This window comes from Chryseobacterium endophyticum (genome assembly GCF_056333165.1).
This window is the reverse complement of sequence record NZ_JBWGXE010000001.1, coordinates 453,868-467,624: the sequence shown is the minus strand read 5'-3', so window position 1 is coordinate 467,624 and position 13,757 is coordinate 453,868. Positions and strand designations below refer to the sequence as shown.

The window sequence follows — 13,757 nt, the reverse complement described above, 5'->3', positions numbered from 1 at the left end:
AAAGTAAACATCAATAATTACTTTTGCGGAATGTTTTCAGTGAATCATCAAAAATTTATGGAAATGGACGAACTTTCGCTTCAGGGAGTTCCCTTTTTCTTCATGGCCGATTTCCTTGCGGAGAATGTTGAAATATTCAAACAGGATGAGATTGAAAAATCAGGTTTGTTGATTGATTTTCAAAACTTCACATCTACAGCCAAGCAAGACACGCTGTCAAAAAACATAGAATGGAAAGCTTTTCCCGAGACGCTGGAAAGCTTTAAAAAAGGGTTTGACATCGTACAGGAAAATATTCACCGGGGGAATTCATACTTGGTTAATTATACCCGGAAAACGAAAATAGAAACCAATCTGGAGCTGGAAGAAATTTTTCATCATTCCACGGCAAAATATAAGGTCTGTTATAAAGATTTTTTTGTATTTTTTTCTCCTGAAACTTTTGTGAAAATCATTGACGGAAAAATCTTTACTTACCCGATGAAAGGGACTATTGACGCTTCCGTGGAAAATGCAGCCGAAGTTCTCCGAAACGATAAGAAGGAGAAAGCAGAACATTACACGGTGGTCGATTTGCTCCGGAATGACCTCAGCATGGTGTCAGATGAGGTAAAAGTCGACAAATTTCAGTATATGGATTTCATTAAGACAAAGCAAAAAGACCTGTATGCCATGAGTTCTGAGATTTCCGGAATATTAAAACCCGAATACGAAGGAAAAATAGGCAGCATTATGGAAAAAATCCTTCCGGCAGGATCTATTTTAGGAGCTCCAAAACCTAAAACACTGGAAATCATTCTCGCTGCCGAAGGCTACGAAAGAGGATATTACACGGGAGTTTGCGGCTGGTTTGACGGCAAAAACCTCGACAGCTGCGTGATGATCCGTTTTATTGAAAAAGAGGATCACGAACTTTATTTCAAAAGCGGTGGCGGAATTACCCACATGAGCAGATTAGAAGACGAATATCAGGAAATGAAAAACAAAATCTATGTCCCAATTCATTGAAAGCATTAAAGTAGAAGATCAGGAGATGTTCTTATTAGACCTGCACCAGAAGCGTGTAGACAATACCTTTGCCCATTTCGGAAAAGAAGGCAGCATTGATCTTGCTAAAATTTATCAGCATCTTGAGCACGATGAAGACGGCCTTTTTAAATTCAGGATTGTGTACAGCCTGGATAAGAAAATCCGTACCCAGATGATTCCGTATGCGATCCCTGAAATAGAAAGCTTCCAGCTGGTGGAAAACAATAGCTTCGACTATTCTTTTAAGTTTGAAGACCGTAAAGAACTGGAAAAGATGAAAGTGAAATCTAAAGCAGAAGAAATCATTATCGTTAAGAACAACCATATTACCGATACTTCCTACTCAAACCTCCTCTTTCTGAAAGGAAAAGACTGGTTTACCCCGACCTCTTACCTTCTGAATGGCGTACAGAGACAGCATCTTTTAAAGAAAAAGCAAATAAAAGAAATCGGGATCACCTTGCAGAACATCAAAGAGTTTTCTCATTTTCAGATCATTAATGCTTTAAATGATTTTGATGAAAACTTTATTTATCCCATTGACAGAATCATCAATTTACCCGGAAATGAAGAGTATTCAGATCTTTAACTATCCTTCAGGTAATTAAAGTACGCTTTCTGTATGTCTGCATTATTTCTGCCGTGAGTATTGACTTCCAATATTTTAGGCTGATCATCAGGTTTAAAGAAATTTTCAAGCACACGGTCTAAAGTGGCCTCTTCATCTACTTTGGTGTAGGAAAAACCGAAATGTTTAGCCAGGAATTCTGCATTTTTATGATGTTTTGTCGCAATGAACTCATCCAGCGTATTGGGATTTGCATTTCCGGGACCCGGAATAATTTTAAAAATATTGCCTTCTCCGTTATTGAAGATCATAATTCGTACAAAAGGCGGAATATATTGATTCCAAAGGCCGTTGATGTCATAAAAGAAACTCAGATCTCCCGTGATGAGCAAGGTAGGATTAGGATTTTTTATCGCAAAACCCATTGCCGTGGAGGTAGAGCCGTCGATACCGCTGGTTCCCCTGTTGCAGTAGATCTTTCGCTTTCCGTAATCAAACAGTTGGGCGTAGCGTATGGCAGAACTGTTGCTGAAATGCACATTGTAATGTTCCGGGATCATCTGTGACGTCTTGTTGAAGAAATAAAAATCGGAAAAATCTACCGTGTTCCGGAACTTTTCGTGCTTTGCGTCTTTTTTATCCCTCAGTACATCCCACAGATTGAAGTACGGACTTGGTTCAAGGTTAATGAATTTCAACAATTTAGAAAAGAAGACTTCCGGTTTCACCTGCACTTTCTCCGTTAAGGCAAAATACGTGTCCGGCTGCCACACCTCATCGAGGTGCCAGTGCTGTTTCGGGCGTGCTTTTCTCAGGAACTGCTTTACTTTTTTAGAGACCACATTCTGGCCCACGGTGATCAGCAGATCAGGAGCATATAATTGAAAATCTTCCTCAGTAAAATTGAAAACATAGCGGTCAATATGCCTGAAGAACTTCTCATGGTGAAGGTTGGAATTTGCCTCACTGAGTACAACAACAGAATGGTTCTTCACAAGCTGGGTAAGCTGATTCTCAAGCTCCGGGCTATAATCCCTTGTTCCCACCAGGATCAGGATTCTCTGTGAGGTATTCCAGTCGGCAACCAGGTTGGATGGGATCTCGTAATCTTTCTGCCTGATCGTTTTCTCAACGGTAGGGAAAGTCGGCAATTCCGATACCAGCTCATACAGAGGCTCTTCCAGGGGAATGTTGATATGAACGGGTCCCTGTTTTTCAATACAGAGTTCAATCGCTTTCTTAATCGTATCAAAATTAAGATCTTCCGCATTTTCCTTGTTGTCTTCCAGCAGTTGAAAATCTCCGTAGGAATGTTGATGAAAAAGGTTATTCTGCCTGATGGTCTGCCCGTCGAAAATATCCACATAATCCATCGGACGGTCGGCCGTAAGCACCAGAAGCGGAATGTTGGAATAAAAAGCTTCCGTGACGGCAGGATAATAATTCGCTGCTGCCGAACCACTCGTGCACGTTACAGCCACTGGCTTTTTCTCGCTCATGGCCATGCCCATTCCTACAAAAGCGGCACTTCTTTCGTCTACAATACTGAAACAGTTAAAGCTGTCCGTCTCTGAAAAATGAATCGCCAGAGGAGCGTTTCTGGATCCCGGGGAAATGATAATATCTGAAATTCCGTATTGCTGAAGAAGGTGCGCGAGTATCTGAATACTTCTTTTGGAAGAATATTTTTTCATAAAGCAAATTTAGCTGATAAATGCGGAACACGGAAAAGAATTTAATTTAAAAATCTGTAATTTAGCCATTCGTTAAATTTCTAAAAATGGACAAAATACCTAGTGTAGACCTGCGTGATTTCCTTTCGGGTGACCCGGAACGCAAACAGAAATTTGTAAATGAAATCGGAAAAGCTTACGAAGAAATTGGTTTTGTTGCCTTAAAAGGCCATTTTCTTGATGACAAATTGGTAGATGAACTGTATGGAGAGGTGAAAAACTTTTTTGAACTGCCCACGGAAACGAAACAGAAGTACGAAATTCCGGGCATTGGCGGACAGAGAGGCTATGTAGGATTCGGTAAAGAAACCGCTAAAGGTTTCAAAAAAGGAGACCTGAAGGAATTCTGGCATTTCGGGCAGTATGTGTCTGAGGATTCCAAATACAAGAGCGAGTATCCCGACAATGTCATTGTTGAAGAGCTCCCTAAATTCAACGAAGTAGGTAAGGAAGCGTACCAGATGCTGGAAAAAACCGGACAGTATGTGCTTCGGGCGTTGGCCCTGTATCTTGGGTTGGATGAGTTTTATTTTGACGACAAGATCGCAGAAGGAAATTCTATTTTAAGACCTATTCACTATCCTCCGATCACGGAAGAGCCCAATGATGCGGTAAGAGCAGCTGCTCACGGTGACATTAACCTGATTACTCTTTTGATGGGTTCTCAGGGAAAAGGATTGCAGGTTCAGAACCATAAAGGCGAATGGATCGATGCCATTGCCGAACCGGACGAACTGATGATCAACGTGGGAGATATGTTGTCCAGACACACCAACAACAAACTGAAGTCTACGATTCACCGGGTGGTAAATCCGCCGAGAGAATTGTGGGGAACTTCAAGGTATTCTATTCCTTTCTTTATGCATCCCGTGAGCTCCATGTCATTGAATGCTCTCGAAAACTGTGTAGATGAAGATCACCCGAAATTGTATGAAGACACTACGGCAGGAGAGTTTCTCCACGAAAGACTGATCGAATTGGGACTGATCAAAAAATAATGACAAACCGGGCTAAACACCCGGTTTTGTTTTTTATAACCGGGCATGGAATTTTTCCGTTAAGATCTTTCTATCTCTTTCGGCTCTTACGGTATCTTTTTTGTGAATCCAAAAATTATAAGAACCTCTGAAGTAAAATTCCTGGCATTTTGCCGGCAAATACTGATTGATTTCATCTTCGTCCGTATGCTCCACAATTTCATATTTCGGAAGTTGAAGATTGAGCAATTTCCGATGTAAGGAATATCTGCGGAGAATATTGTAATCTGACCATGAATTACACGAGAATTTCGCTATATCTTTTTTTAAATACTTATCAAAATAGTAAAGCAGCAGTTCTTTTTCGGTATTGTCTATTTTGCTCCCGAAACTCATAAAAACAGTAAAAAACCACTGATCTTTAGCCATTCTCTCAATTTCTTTATAGTGCCTGTCTTCTCTTCCGGATGGCGAATTATTTAACCTTTCAACCTTTTTAAGGACATCCCCCAGATACATCTCCGAAGTACGGATAAACCCTTTAGCATCATTCTTTTGATAATAGTTCTGGTATTCAGATATTTTTAATTTTAAATCACCCTCTAATCCATGGTTGACATAATCATGCAGTTCGCTTTTATCTCCTGTAAACTTTACGAAAGTGTCATTAACATTTACACTTAACGATTCCGGCGGATTTAAAAACAACTGAATATTTCTGTTTATTTTCTTATCATTACCGTAAATGAGCCTTATTTCACCTTTCCCGCTGACTGTTTTCTTTTGATTAATTCCTATATCAGCCTTTTTATTCGCATAATCAATATGTATGGGAACGTGGCTGTTATTAACCACCGTTATATTTTGGGCCCTTCCCATGCAGGAAAACAGCAGCAGTAAAAGCAGAGTTCCGCTTTTTAATCTTTGATGTGATATCATACGTTAAACCTAAGCAAATTATTTAAATAATTAATATACCACTTTGTGTTGACCTATTATTTTTTTGTTTAACTTTACATTAGTATCAAATTTTTAACTAAAACAATATGAAAAACCTAAAAAAACTAAGCAAAGGCCAGTTAAAAAACATCAAAGGAGAAGGTGTTAAACTTCCGGAGCCTGAATTTTGCATGTATGCATGCGGTAATGTGATCATCTGCGCAACGTGCAGTAAAGATTTCAAATGCCCGGAGGTTGATACAATGTAAGAAGACATTGATCATAATCTATACAAAGCCGTTTCCTTTTGGAAGCGGCTTTTATTTTACCACAAAGTACTCACATCACAAGAAAAAAATCTGCTCAATCTCCAAAATCTGCGAGCGTAAAAAGAGTTCCCGCAGATTGTGCTGATAACGCAGATCGAGATGCAAAAGAATCGACTCAATCCGCGAGTATAAAATTACCACAGATTACACAGATTTGCATAGATGAGAATGAAAAAATCTGCTCAATTCCAAAATCTGCGAGCGTAAAAAGAGTTCCCGCAGATTGTGCTGATAATGCAGATCGAGATGCAAAAGAATCGACTCAATACGCGAGTATAAACATTACCACAGATTACACAGATTTGCATAGATGAGAATGAAAAAATCTGCTCAATCTCCATAATCTGCGAGCGTAAAAAGAACTCCCGCAGATTGTGCTGATAACGCAGATCGAAATGCAAAGAAAAGAATCCGCGGGCGTACAAAAATCAGTTTCTGCTATTAAGTTCCAGGAGAGGATCCAGGTATTCGCGGTCGTTGCTTAGCCTTGGGACTTTGTTCTGGCCGCCGAGCTTTCCTTTGGATTCGAGCCAGCAGTAGAAGAGGTTCGGCTTTGCGATATGGACGATCGGTCTCTTGAGCGTCATATTATTATAGCGTTTGGCCTCATAGTCGGAGTTGATGGACTTCAGGTGGCTGTCAAAAACATCGATAAAACGGTCCAGGTCAGAAGGCATTTTGCAGAACTCGAAGATCCATTCGTGGGCGCCCCCTTCATTTTCCTTCATGAAAACAGGAGCTCCCGTAAAGTCGGAAACGGCGGCCTGTGTTTCGTCGCATGCTTTGGCGAGGGCAGATTCTACATTGGTGATCATCAGCTCTTCGCCGAAAGCGTTGATGTAATGCTTCGTTCTTCCCGTAATCTTTATTCTGAAAGGATTGGTGCAGGTAAAGACTACCGTATCCCCGATCAGGTATCTCCAAAGGCCTCCGTTGGTGGTGATCACCATCGCGTAGTTTTTCCCGACTTCCACATTTTCGAGGCTCACCACTTTAGGGTCCGAAAGATGGAACTGATCCATCGGGATAAATTCATAGAAGATCCCGTAATCCAGCATCAGCAGCATCTCATCGCTGTTGGAGCGGTCCTGGATTCCGAAAAAGCCTTCCGAAGCATTATAGATCTCGTAGTAATTGATGTTTTTCCCGATGATCTGCTTATATTGCTCTCTGTAGGGTTTAAAGCTGATCCCTCCATGGAAGAAAACCTCCAGGTTGGGCCACAGCTCAGAAATATTCTTTATATCCGTCTCTTTGATGACCCTTTGCAGGAGTACCATCATCCAGCTCGGAACCCCCAGGATGCTTCCCACATCTTCATTCTTCACTTCAGAAGTGATGGCCTTCAGCTTGCTTTCCCACTCTCCCATCAGGGAAACCTTTTTGCTGGGCGTGGTGGTTATTTCCACCCAGAACGGAAGATTATCGATCAGGATGGCCGAGAGATCCCCGAACTTGGTATTGAAATCCGCATACAGCTCCGAACTTCCTCCCAGGCGCAGGTTCTTGTAGTTGAACAGCTGGTTTTCCGGGTGGTTGTTGGCATAGATCGATACCATGTCTTTACCGGCCTTCATGTGGCAGTACTCCAGGCTTTCGGCGGAGATGGGGATGAATTTGCTTTTGGCATTGGTGGTACCGGAAGATTTGGCAAAATGCTTGATGTAGCCGGGCCAGGTAACGTCTTTCTGTCCCTGTCTTGCCTTTTCGATATAAGGCTCGATCTCCTCATAGGTTACGATGGGCACTTTATTCTTAAAGTCCTGATAGCTGGAAATAGAGTTAAAGCCATATTTTTTGCCATACTCCGTATCCTCCGCATGAAACAGCTGGGAAAATAAGATCCCGTTCTGCGTCTCAACAGGATGATCCATAAAATTCTGAATCTGATCTATCCGCTGACGGATAAACCAATTGACCACAGTATTGAAGAGTGCTTTCGTTGCCATTTCAACAAATATAATAATATTTGCATTTTCAGGGAATCTTTTATGATGTTAAAATAAAAAAACCGTTACAAAATCAGTAACGGTTTCTTATAGAGAAGATTTATCTCTTAGCAGTATTCGTCGTAAGCCGCCTGAAGGTTTGCTGCGATGGCTCCTGCAGGGTTTCCTTCGATGTGGTGTCTCTCCAGCATGTGTACCAGCTCACCATCTTTGAAAAGCGCTACGCAAGGAGAACTCGGCGGGAACGGAGCCAGGTGCTTTCTCGCTTCCATTACGGCTTCCGTATCGAAACCTGCGAAAACAGTGGTCAGGTGATCCGGTTTTTTATCTCCCGTTAAAGAGTAAACCACCCCCGGTCTTGCGGCTCCTGCTGCACATCCGCAAACGGAATTGATCACCAAAAGGGTAGTTCCCGACTGTTTCAGTGCTTCTTCTACCTGTGCAGGTGTTGTCAGGTCTTCGAAACCTTTATCTGTAAGTTCAGCCTTCATTGGCATTACTAAATCTGTTGGATACATATTTTTGTTTTTTGTTCAGGTACAAATTTAAGCAATTCTTTAGTTTTCTTCAATATATAAAAACTATCGGTGCTTTTGGTAAATGAAATAGGGGTATGGAAGTGGCTTCGGCTCCGCTCAGCCACCAGTCGTGCCAGTGCACGCGGGCCTTCGAGAGCCTCAGGCCCCGAAAGTCAACCAGTTATTGTCATTCGTAGGAATCCCGACCTCGCCGATAACTTGCGTACGGAAAGATTCGTATTGAGATCCTTTCAGGATGACAATTGCAGTGGTAATGCACCCTTCCTCATCTCACAACGACTGCTTCCAATTCCACTCCATTGGAGGGGTGGCGGAAATTCCACAGGAATTTGCGACGGGGTGGTTTATGACGCTGCCATACGTGAAGCCACCAGTCCTTACGCTCCGTCTCCCGGTGGCTTCGACTCCGCTCAGCCACCGGGCACTGGAAGCAGCAATCCCGCAATCTTTCTCAAACCACCCCACCAAAAATTCTTTGAATTTTTGGTACCCCTCCATGGGAGGGGAATTTTTTCGACAGTCTTTTTACGGTGGATTTTTGGTTTACTGTTACAGGGAAATGGTGGATTCCGTTGAATGGTGGCTGAGGTGACTCGAAGCCACCAGTCCTTACACTCAGCCACAAAAAAACTCCGGCCGGGAAAGTTCCCAGACCGGAGTCAACACAGTTGATGAAAAAACCATCTCCAGGATGGAATATTTTTGTGCTAATCTAAACCTCAATACAGTATAATATAATTTCAGCATTAGGGTAGGTTTTAGAATAAGTCGTTTGCTTGCTACCAAACAAGCGTCTTGCAAGCCTCCTTGCAATACCCTTACACGCCTCCTTGCAAACCTCTTGCATGCACCGATGCAAGCCGCTTATTATTCTACAGCCAATTGCCTGTTGAGGGTGGCGATGCGCGGTTCCTTCAGGGTAATACTGCCTGCATATTGGGTGACAATCTCTATGGTATACGTCCCCGCTTCCAATGCCGGAATTATCACGATAAGCTCCGAAGGATTATTCGTAACAATATCGGACGCGTCTACTTTCGTTCTGGCCTGCGTGGCGGCGTTGACAAGGAACACGCCAACCAAAGGATCTTCTCCTGTTACTTTGATCTTGCTGCCCGCGATCTTCAGGTTTCAGCCCGGGGTGAGAAGGTCGTTCACAGAACCGCTTTTTACATCCGTAACCTGTAAGATCACCGAAGAAGACTCTGCGACCCCTAACATATTCACCTCAATGTTAGGGATCTCTGCCCTTAGCTTTTCGCCCTGGTTGAACTGGAAAATGATGCTGTGCTTGTCTTTGTTAAACGTCTCCGAAGGACTGTCAAACACCCCGCGGATGGTGGTGCTTGCGGTGAAGTAGCCCGTGTTTACGGAAAAACCGTCATACAACTGGTAGGCCATTTCTTTCAGGAACAGCTCGGTGGCGTGCTCCATGGAGGAGGCGGAAATATCTGCCCCGCCACGAGACACGGCTGCCTGGCAGATCTGCTGGACATTAAGGCTACGCTTGCTCGCTGTGCGCGCCGTGAAATCATTGGGATTGTCTTTCGTTAAAACGTTATCATACAGATACGCTTTGATGCGATGAAGAATTGTTGCCATAAGTATTTTCTTTAAAAATGATTGTTGATTTAAAAACCTTCAAGGTTTCAGAAACCTTGAAGGTTGAGTTCTATAATTTTTATTACTTCACCGGTAATATATCCGCGAATCCAGTTATTATCTTACCCATGTAGATGCCCATTGTTCTCCACCAACTGTACGGTTAGAATATTGATCCGACATAAACCAGTGTACACCATTCGCATACCCACAATCATGGTACATCGTTGGCCATCCACCGGCAGTAGAACTTGTGCAAGTAGCTCCATACCAGGTCCAGGTACCTACGGTAGGGATTGTCGTATTGTTACTGAAATCTTCCGGACCTCCGGATCTGTGCCAGGTTCCAAGCCCCAAAATAGTAGTGTCCGAACTTCTTAAGGCCAGGATAGCAGGTCCTCCGCTCTGAGAAGTTGTTTTATTGGCATAGCTGGTCGATGAATTTCCAGCCCTCAGCTGAACCTGTGTACTTATGCTGGCAATCTGCATTACAACTGCACGGGATAGGTAGCCACTGCTACCAGGACTTGTCATTTCAGTTTTCTGGGTTGGTGCAGAAAGACTGGAACCGTTAACAGCGAGAAGCATCCAGCCACCGCCATTAGTGGTCATATCACAATATGCTCTCATCGGTGCATACGTAGTTCCTGCCTGATCAATATCTACATAATAAACTCCATCTGCCGTTGTCAGTCCTTTATTTAAAATTTCCTTACAGCTTGCACAAGGCCCCAGATAAATGGTACATCCGCCAGCTGTCGTAAAGGTTACCGCTCCATTGGTTGTACCGGTGTAAGTTCCTGATAAGGTATAGGTAAGATTTCCGCTGGTACTGTATGTGCCCGCTGCGATGCTGAGTGTAAGTCCGCTTTGGGTAATGGTTTCCGCGGGATAAGTACATGCTCCTCCGGTGTATGGTAATGTATAGGTTCCTGAGTAAGATGTTCCGTTGATCAGCCCATTGAGCCTGTATTCTGGTAATACACTTGACCAGGATCCTGCGCTGCAGGTAAATGTTGGATTAGGAGCTACGCTGATTGTTTTGGTTGAGCTCAATGTAAGCTTGCTCCAAGTTGCACTCAGCGTCCCGCATGCTGCCGGAGTTCCTGACAAAGTATAAGTTACCGTTACCGTTCCTCCCGCTATCAAAGTACTGGAAGCAGGACTCACCGAAGCTACAGAAAGCCCGGTAACCCCTGAAAGCACAAGGTCTGAGGTACTGAAAGCAATAGTAGCCGTACTAAAGGAGTTATTGGCCAGGGTTACCGTAAATGTGTTAGAAGCCGTCATGGCCGTCCCTGCTTTGTAAGTTCCGTTAAGAGCGGAGGATGACACCACTACCGCCGGAACGGAAGAGTTGGAAAGCTTCTGCCAGACACTTCCGTCAAAATAGTAATATCCTTCCGCGGTAATATTAGCCGTTTTTGTGCTGGGAGAAGCAACCGCTGAAAGAGCGTAAACAATCGCTCCTTTCTGAGCGGTGTCGTAGTTCGCATCTTTCCCTTTGATGTCACTGCCTTCTAATCTTGGGGCAATAAGTCCTTCGGCGGTGCTGGTACCTGTAGATTTGGCGGTAATATCAAGGGTGGCTTTAGGAGAGGTATTATTAATCCCCACCTGAGCGAACATCGTAAGACTGATGAACAGAACAGCCAGTGTAATAATGTTTTTCATTGTTTATGAATTATAAATTGTTATTGTTTTGATTACTTTATTTATTGAACACAAAGTGCACAAAGATTTTTTTAATGCATTGCGCTTTAAGTTTCACAAAGCCGCTTCGCTTATAAGAGCTTGCAGAGTAAACTATTGAAGATGAACGACCACTCATCGTACCGAAAACCTGGAAAATTCCCATCCTGCGGAGAGGTGGCGAAAATTCAAAGAATTTTTGACGGGGTGGTTATATGTATTCATCATCATTTAATGTTATTACTCGGTTTCTGCACCCTATTCTTTTTTGAACACGAAGTGCACGAAGTTTTTTTTAATGCATTAAGCTTTAAGTTTCACAAAGCCGCTTTGCTTATAAGAGCTCGCGGAGATTGAGTTTCGCTTCCGGATTTGCTATGCTAAAGGTATTAGTGCTATTCGTGCAAGATCATTCGTGCCGTTTGTGTTTAAAACCCGGCGGAGGACGGCTGAAGTGGCTTGCCGTAATCTCTAAACAAAAAGATTTAGTATTGAGCAAAATGAAGCGTAACGTCTTTACGCAGAAAGGTACGAATACAGGAAGTCGTAGAAAGCTAATCGTTTGGTTTTTCATCATTTATGAAAAGTGGTCTTAGTTTGACTACATTTTGTTTTCAAACGTCTAAAAATCAGTAAGGTTTATGGTATTGAGAATTTGGTTAAAATGCTTAAAAACGGACGTTTTTTTGACAAGATTTGCCATTTAACATATTAAAAAACAAATGATTATTGTTGGGGTGTAATCATAAAATATTTACATTTGTCAAATAAAAGTAGTCAAACTAAGACTACTTTTTTTGTCTTAAATTAGTACTGCAAATTGTTCACGATAAACACATATGATCATTCAGTACTTATTCCCTAAAAAAGGAGACGCAAGAGATCTCCAACTTTCGGTGATTGATAAGAAAACCAATGCCGAGCTGCGTTTCCGGACGTACATCACCATCGAAGAAAAAGAATGGGACCACGCCCGGCAAAGGCCTAAAAACCCGTATCTAAAGAGCAGCAAGAAAGTCAATACCAAGATGGAGGCCATCCGGCTCCGCATCCTGGAGGTCTACCGGCATAAAAGAAACCGGGAGATCTCTTCCCGCACGATCAACCGGATCATCAGGACCATCAGCCTGGACAAGCAGGTAAGCCATCCGAGGGATTCCTTTCTTCTTTTCGTACAGCAGTACATCGCCTCCCGCCGCCACATCATCTGCCATTCTACGTTCAAAAGGTATATGGTGTTTTTCCGCTTCCTCGAGCGCTACCAGGGCGCCCGCTCCAAAAGGCTCATGACCAAGGACCTCAACGATGGTTTTATCCAGGATTTTATCGATTTCGGAAGAAGCGGAAGCTACAGCGAAAGCACCATCTACCGCACCCTGAATTTTGTAAAGAACGTTCTGAACTTTGCCGAAAAAAAAGGGATCAGGACATCGGTCCGCGAGTTTGAAATACGACGCAAAGCACAGCAGCGGGAGCTGGTCACCATTTCGGAAGACGAAATCCTGAGAATCACGAACTGCGAGGTTCCTGCCGTACTGAAGGCCGCCAGGGAATGGCTGCTGATCAGCTGTTACACCGGACAGCGGATCTCCGACTTCATGGAATTTACCCGGGACAAGCTCATCGAAATCAACGGTATTGTATGCATCTCCTTTGTCCAGAAGAAGACCCGAAAAGAGATCACCCTGCCGCTACACCCCGCAGTAACGGAAGTGATCCGAAGAAATAACGGCAACTTCCCGCAACCGTTGGATCCTTTGGTCTACAACAGGCAGATCAGGCAGATCGCGAGACTGGCAGGTCTGCACCACCAGATCCGTGCCCGCAAAAGAATCGGCCACCGGACAAAAACCGTTTTAACGCAGAAATGGCAGGTGATCACCAGCCACATCGGAAGGCGCAGCTTTGCCACCAACTTCTTTGGGAAGATACCCACCGCCCTCCTCATGGAAGCTACCGGCCATTCTACGGAAGAGATGTTCCTGAAGTACATCAACCGAACCGATAACAACCGGATCGTTTCTTTAAACGGGTATTTTCACAGCACCTACACCGAAGGCATCAGCAGAACCATTTCCGGTAATGAATTTCGCACCGTAAGCAAGCATCAATGGAAATAGTCCTGGAGAAGCTCTAGTACACAAAGCGCTTAAATAACCTGAGCTCGGGATCATTTTATCGCAAAGAGAAACAAAGAATTTTAATTTTGGAAACGCTTTTAAGGTAAACAATGCCACTTCGTTTATCAAGGTAATACAAGAATTTTGTATTACTTTGATAAGCTTCACGCCTTTGTCTATTAATTTTAAAAAGCATGTGATTAATACTTTTGTTAGCCTGCGTTTCATATAAATTATCCCGAACTCAGGCTAAATCGCTTCTTCCATGGCTAATCAATGG

At 43.2% G+C, this 13,757-nt stretch carries 13 protein-coding genes; 6 read left to right on the top strand and 7 right to left on the bottom strand.

The genetic code is table 11. The features are described 5' to 3' along the window. The first annotated feature begins 30 nt into the window (after positions 1-30). Both AC0N32_RS02235 and AC0N32_RS02230 read left to right on the top strand, forming a co-directional pair. Positions 31-1,008 carry an aminodeoxychorismate synthase component I gene (locus tag AC0N32_RS02235; RefSeq protein ID WP_476392248.1) on the top strand — a complete coding sequence of 326 codons (978 nt, stop codon included), beginning with the start codon at positions 31-33 and terminating at the stop codon, positions 1,006-1,008. Further along, positions 992-1,618, top strand: coding sequence for an aminotransferase class IV (locus tag AC0N32_RS02230; protein ID WP_476392247.1), 627 nt, complete (start codon positions 992-994; stop codon positions 1,616-1,618). The genes AC0N32_RS02235 and AC0N32_RS02230 overlap by 17 nt, the downstream gene beginning before the upstream one ends. On the opposite strand, the gene menD is transcribed toward AC0N32_RS02230, so the two are convergent. Continuing rightward, positions 1,615-3,291: a 2-succinyl-5-enolpyruvyl-6-hydroxy-3-cyclohexene-1-carboxylic-acid synthase gene (gene menD, locus AC0N32_RS02225; RefSeq protein ID WP_476392246.1), complete on the bottom strand. Its 1,677-nt coding sequence runs from the start codon at positions 3,289-3,291 to the stop codon at positions 1,615-1,617. The genes AC0N32_RS02230 and menD overlap by 4 nt on opposite strands. Positions 3,292-3,377: 86 nt before the next feature. On the opposite strand from menD, the gene AC0N32_RS02220 reads away from it, so the two are divergent. After that, positions 3,378-4,328, top strand: a complete 951-nt coding sequence (locus AC0N32_RS02220; RefSeq protein ID WP_476392245.1) for an isopenicillin N synthase family dioxygenase — start codon at positions 3,378-3,380, stop codon at positions 4,326-4,328. A 33-nt stretch (positions 4,329-4,361) separates the two neighbouring features. Here the strand turns inward: AC0N32_RS02220 and AC0N32_RS02215 are convergent, their stop codons facing one another. After that, positions 4,362-5,246, bottom strand: a complete 885-nt coding sequence (locus AC0N32_RS02215; RefSeq protein WP_476392244.1) for a hypothetical protein — start codon at positions 5,244-5,246, stop codon at positions 4,362-4,364. A gap of 107 nt (positions 5,247-5,353) precedes the next feature. Here AC0N32_RS02215 and AC0N32_RS02210 point away from each other — a divergent pair, with 107 nt between their 5' ends. Then, the gene (locus AC0N32_RS02210; protein WP_476392243.1) at positions 5,354-5,515 is read left to right on the top strand and encodes a bacteriocin-like protein; all 162 of its coding nucleotides are present in this window, start codon (positions 5,354-5,356) and stop codon (positions 5,513-5,515) included. A gap of 488 nt (positions 5,516-6,003) precedes the next feature. On the opposite strand, the gene AC0N32_RS02205 is transcribed toward AC0N32_RS02210, so the two are convergent. Both AC0N32_RS02205 and AC0N32_RS02200 read right to left on the bottom strand, forming a co-directional pair. Beyond that, on the bottom strand, positions 6,004-7,524 hold the full coding sequence (locus AC0N32_RS02205) for a GH3 auxin-responsive promoter family protein (protein ID WP_476392242.1): 1,521 nt from the start codon (positions 7,522-7,524) through the stop codon (positions 6,004-6,006). A 107-nt stretch (positions 7,525-7,631) separates the two neighbouring features. Continuing rightward, positions 7,632-8,042, bottom strand: coding sequence for a BrxA/BrxB family bacilliredoxin (locus AC0N32_RS02200; protein ID WP_100076194.1), 411 nt, complete (start codon positions 8,040-8,042; stop codon positions 7,632-7,634). Between the two features lie 256 nt (positions 8,043-8,298). On the opposite strand from AC0N32_RS02200, the gene AC0N32_RS02195 reads away from it, so the two are divergent. After that, a complete protein-coding gene (locus AC0N32_RS02195; protein ID WP_476392241.1) occupies positions 8,299-8,655 on the top strand; it encodes a hypothetical protein in 357 nt (118 codons plus the stop codon). Between the two features lie 275 nt (positions 8,656-8,930). On the opposite strand, the gene AC0N32_RS02190 is transcribed toward AC0N32_RS02195, so the two are convergent. The 3 genes from AC0N32_RS02190 to AC0N32_RS02180 all read right to left on the bottom strand — a co-directional run bounded on the left by AC0N32_RS02190 (position 8,931) and on the right by AC0N32_RS02180 (position 11,339). Further along, entirely contained in the window at positions 8,931-9,185 is a 255-nt protein-coding gene (locus AC0N32_RS02190; RefSeq protein WP_476392659.1) for a DUF4469 domain-containing protein, read from the bottom strand. A 9-nt stretch (positions 9,186-9,194) separates the two neighbouring features. Continuing rightward, the gene (locus tag AC0N32_RS02185) at positions 9,195-9,665 is read right to left on the bottom strand and encodes a DNA-binding domain-containing protein (RefSeq protein WP_476392240.1); all 471 of its coding nucleotides are present in this window, start codon (positions 9,663-9,665) and stop codon (positions 9,195-9,197) included. Positions 9,666-9,782: 117 nt separating this feature from the next. Beyond that, on the bottom strand, positions 9,783-11,339 hold the full coding sequence (locus AC0N32_RS02180) for a fibrinogen-like YCDxxxxGGGW domain-containing protein (RefSeq protein WP_476392239.1): 1,557 nt from the start codon (positions 11,337-11,339) through the stop codon (positions 9,783-9,785). Positions 11,340-12,196: 857 nt separating this feature from the next. Between AC0N32_RS02180 and AC0N32_RS02175 the strand changes: the two genes are divergently transcribed. Next, the gene (locus AC0N32_RS02175; protein ID WP_476392238.1) at positions 12,197-13,477 is read left to right on the top strand and encodes a tyrosine-type recombinase/integrase; all 1,281 of its coding nucleotides are present in this window, start codon (positions 12,197-12,199) and stop codon (positions 13,475-13,477) included. Positions 13,478-13,757 lie beyond the last annotated feature (280 nt).

Bases quoted from the DNA above. Each gene is read 5' to 3' on its own strand.
- menD (WP_476392246.1), bottom strand. From the start codon at position 3,291: ATGAAAAAATATTCTTCCAAAAGAAGTATTCAGATACTCGCGCACCTT.
- AC0N32_RS02235 (WP_476392248.1), top strand. From the start codon at position 31: ATGTTTTCAGTGAATCATCAAAAATTTATGGAAATGGACGAACTTTCG.
- AC0N32_RS02175 (WP_476392238.1), top strand. From the start codon at position 12,197: ATGATCATTCAGTACTTATTCCCTAAAAAAGGAGACGCAAGAGATCTC.
- AC0N32_RS02205 (WP_476392242.1), bottom strand. From the start codon at position 7,524: ATGGCAACGAAAGCACTCTTCAATACTGTGGTCAATTGGTTTATCCGT.
- AC0N32_RS02195 (WP_476392241.1), top strand. From the start codon at position 8,299: ATGACAATTGCAGTGGTAATGCACCCTTCCTCATCTCACAACGACTGC.
- AC0N32_RS02230 (WP_476392247.1), top strand. From the start codon at position 992: ATGTCCCAATTCATTGAAAGCATTAAAGTAGAAGATCAGGAGATGTTC.
- AC0N32_RS02210 (WP_476392243.1), top strand. From the start codon at position 5,354: ATGAAAAACCTAAAAAAACTAAGCAAAGGCCAGTTAAAAAACATCAAA.
- AC0N32_RS02180 (WP_476392239.1), bottom strand. From the start codon at position 11,339: ATGAAAAACATTATTACACTGGCTGTTCTGTTCATCAGTCTTACGATG.
- AC0N32_RS02200 (WP_100076194.1), bottom strand. From the start codon at position 8,042: ATGTATCCAACAGATTTAGTAATGCCAATGAAGGCTGAACTTACAGAT.
- AC0N32_RS02220 (WP_476392245.1), top strand. From the start codon at position 3,378: ATGGACAAAATACCTAGTGTAGACCTGCGTGATTTCCTTTCGGGTGAC.
- AC0N32_RS02185 (WP_476392240.1), bottom strand. From the start codon at position 9,665: ATGGCAACAATTCTTCATCGCATCAAAGCGTATCTGTATGATAACGTT.
- AC0N32_RS02215 (WP_476392244.1), bottom strand. From the start codon at position 5,246: ATGATATCACATCAAAGATTAAAAAGCGGAACTCTGCTTTTACTGCTG.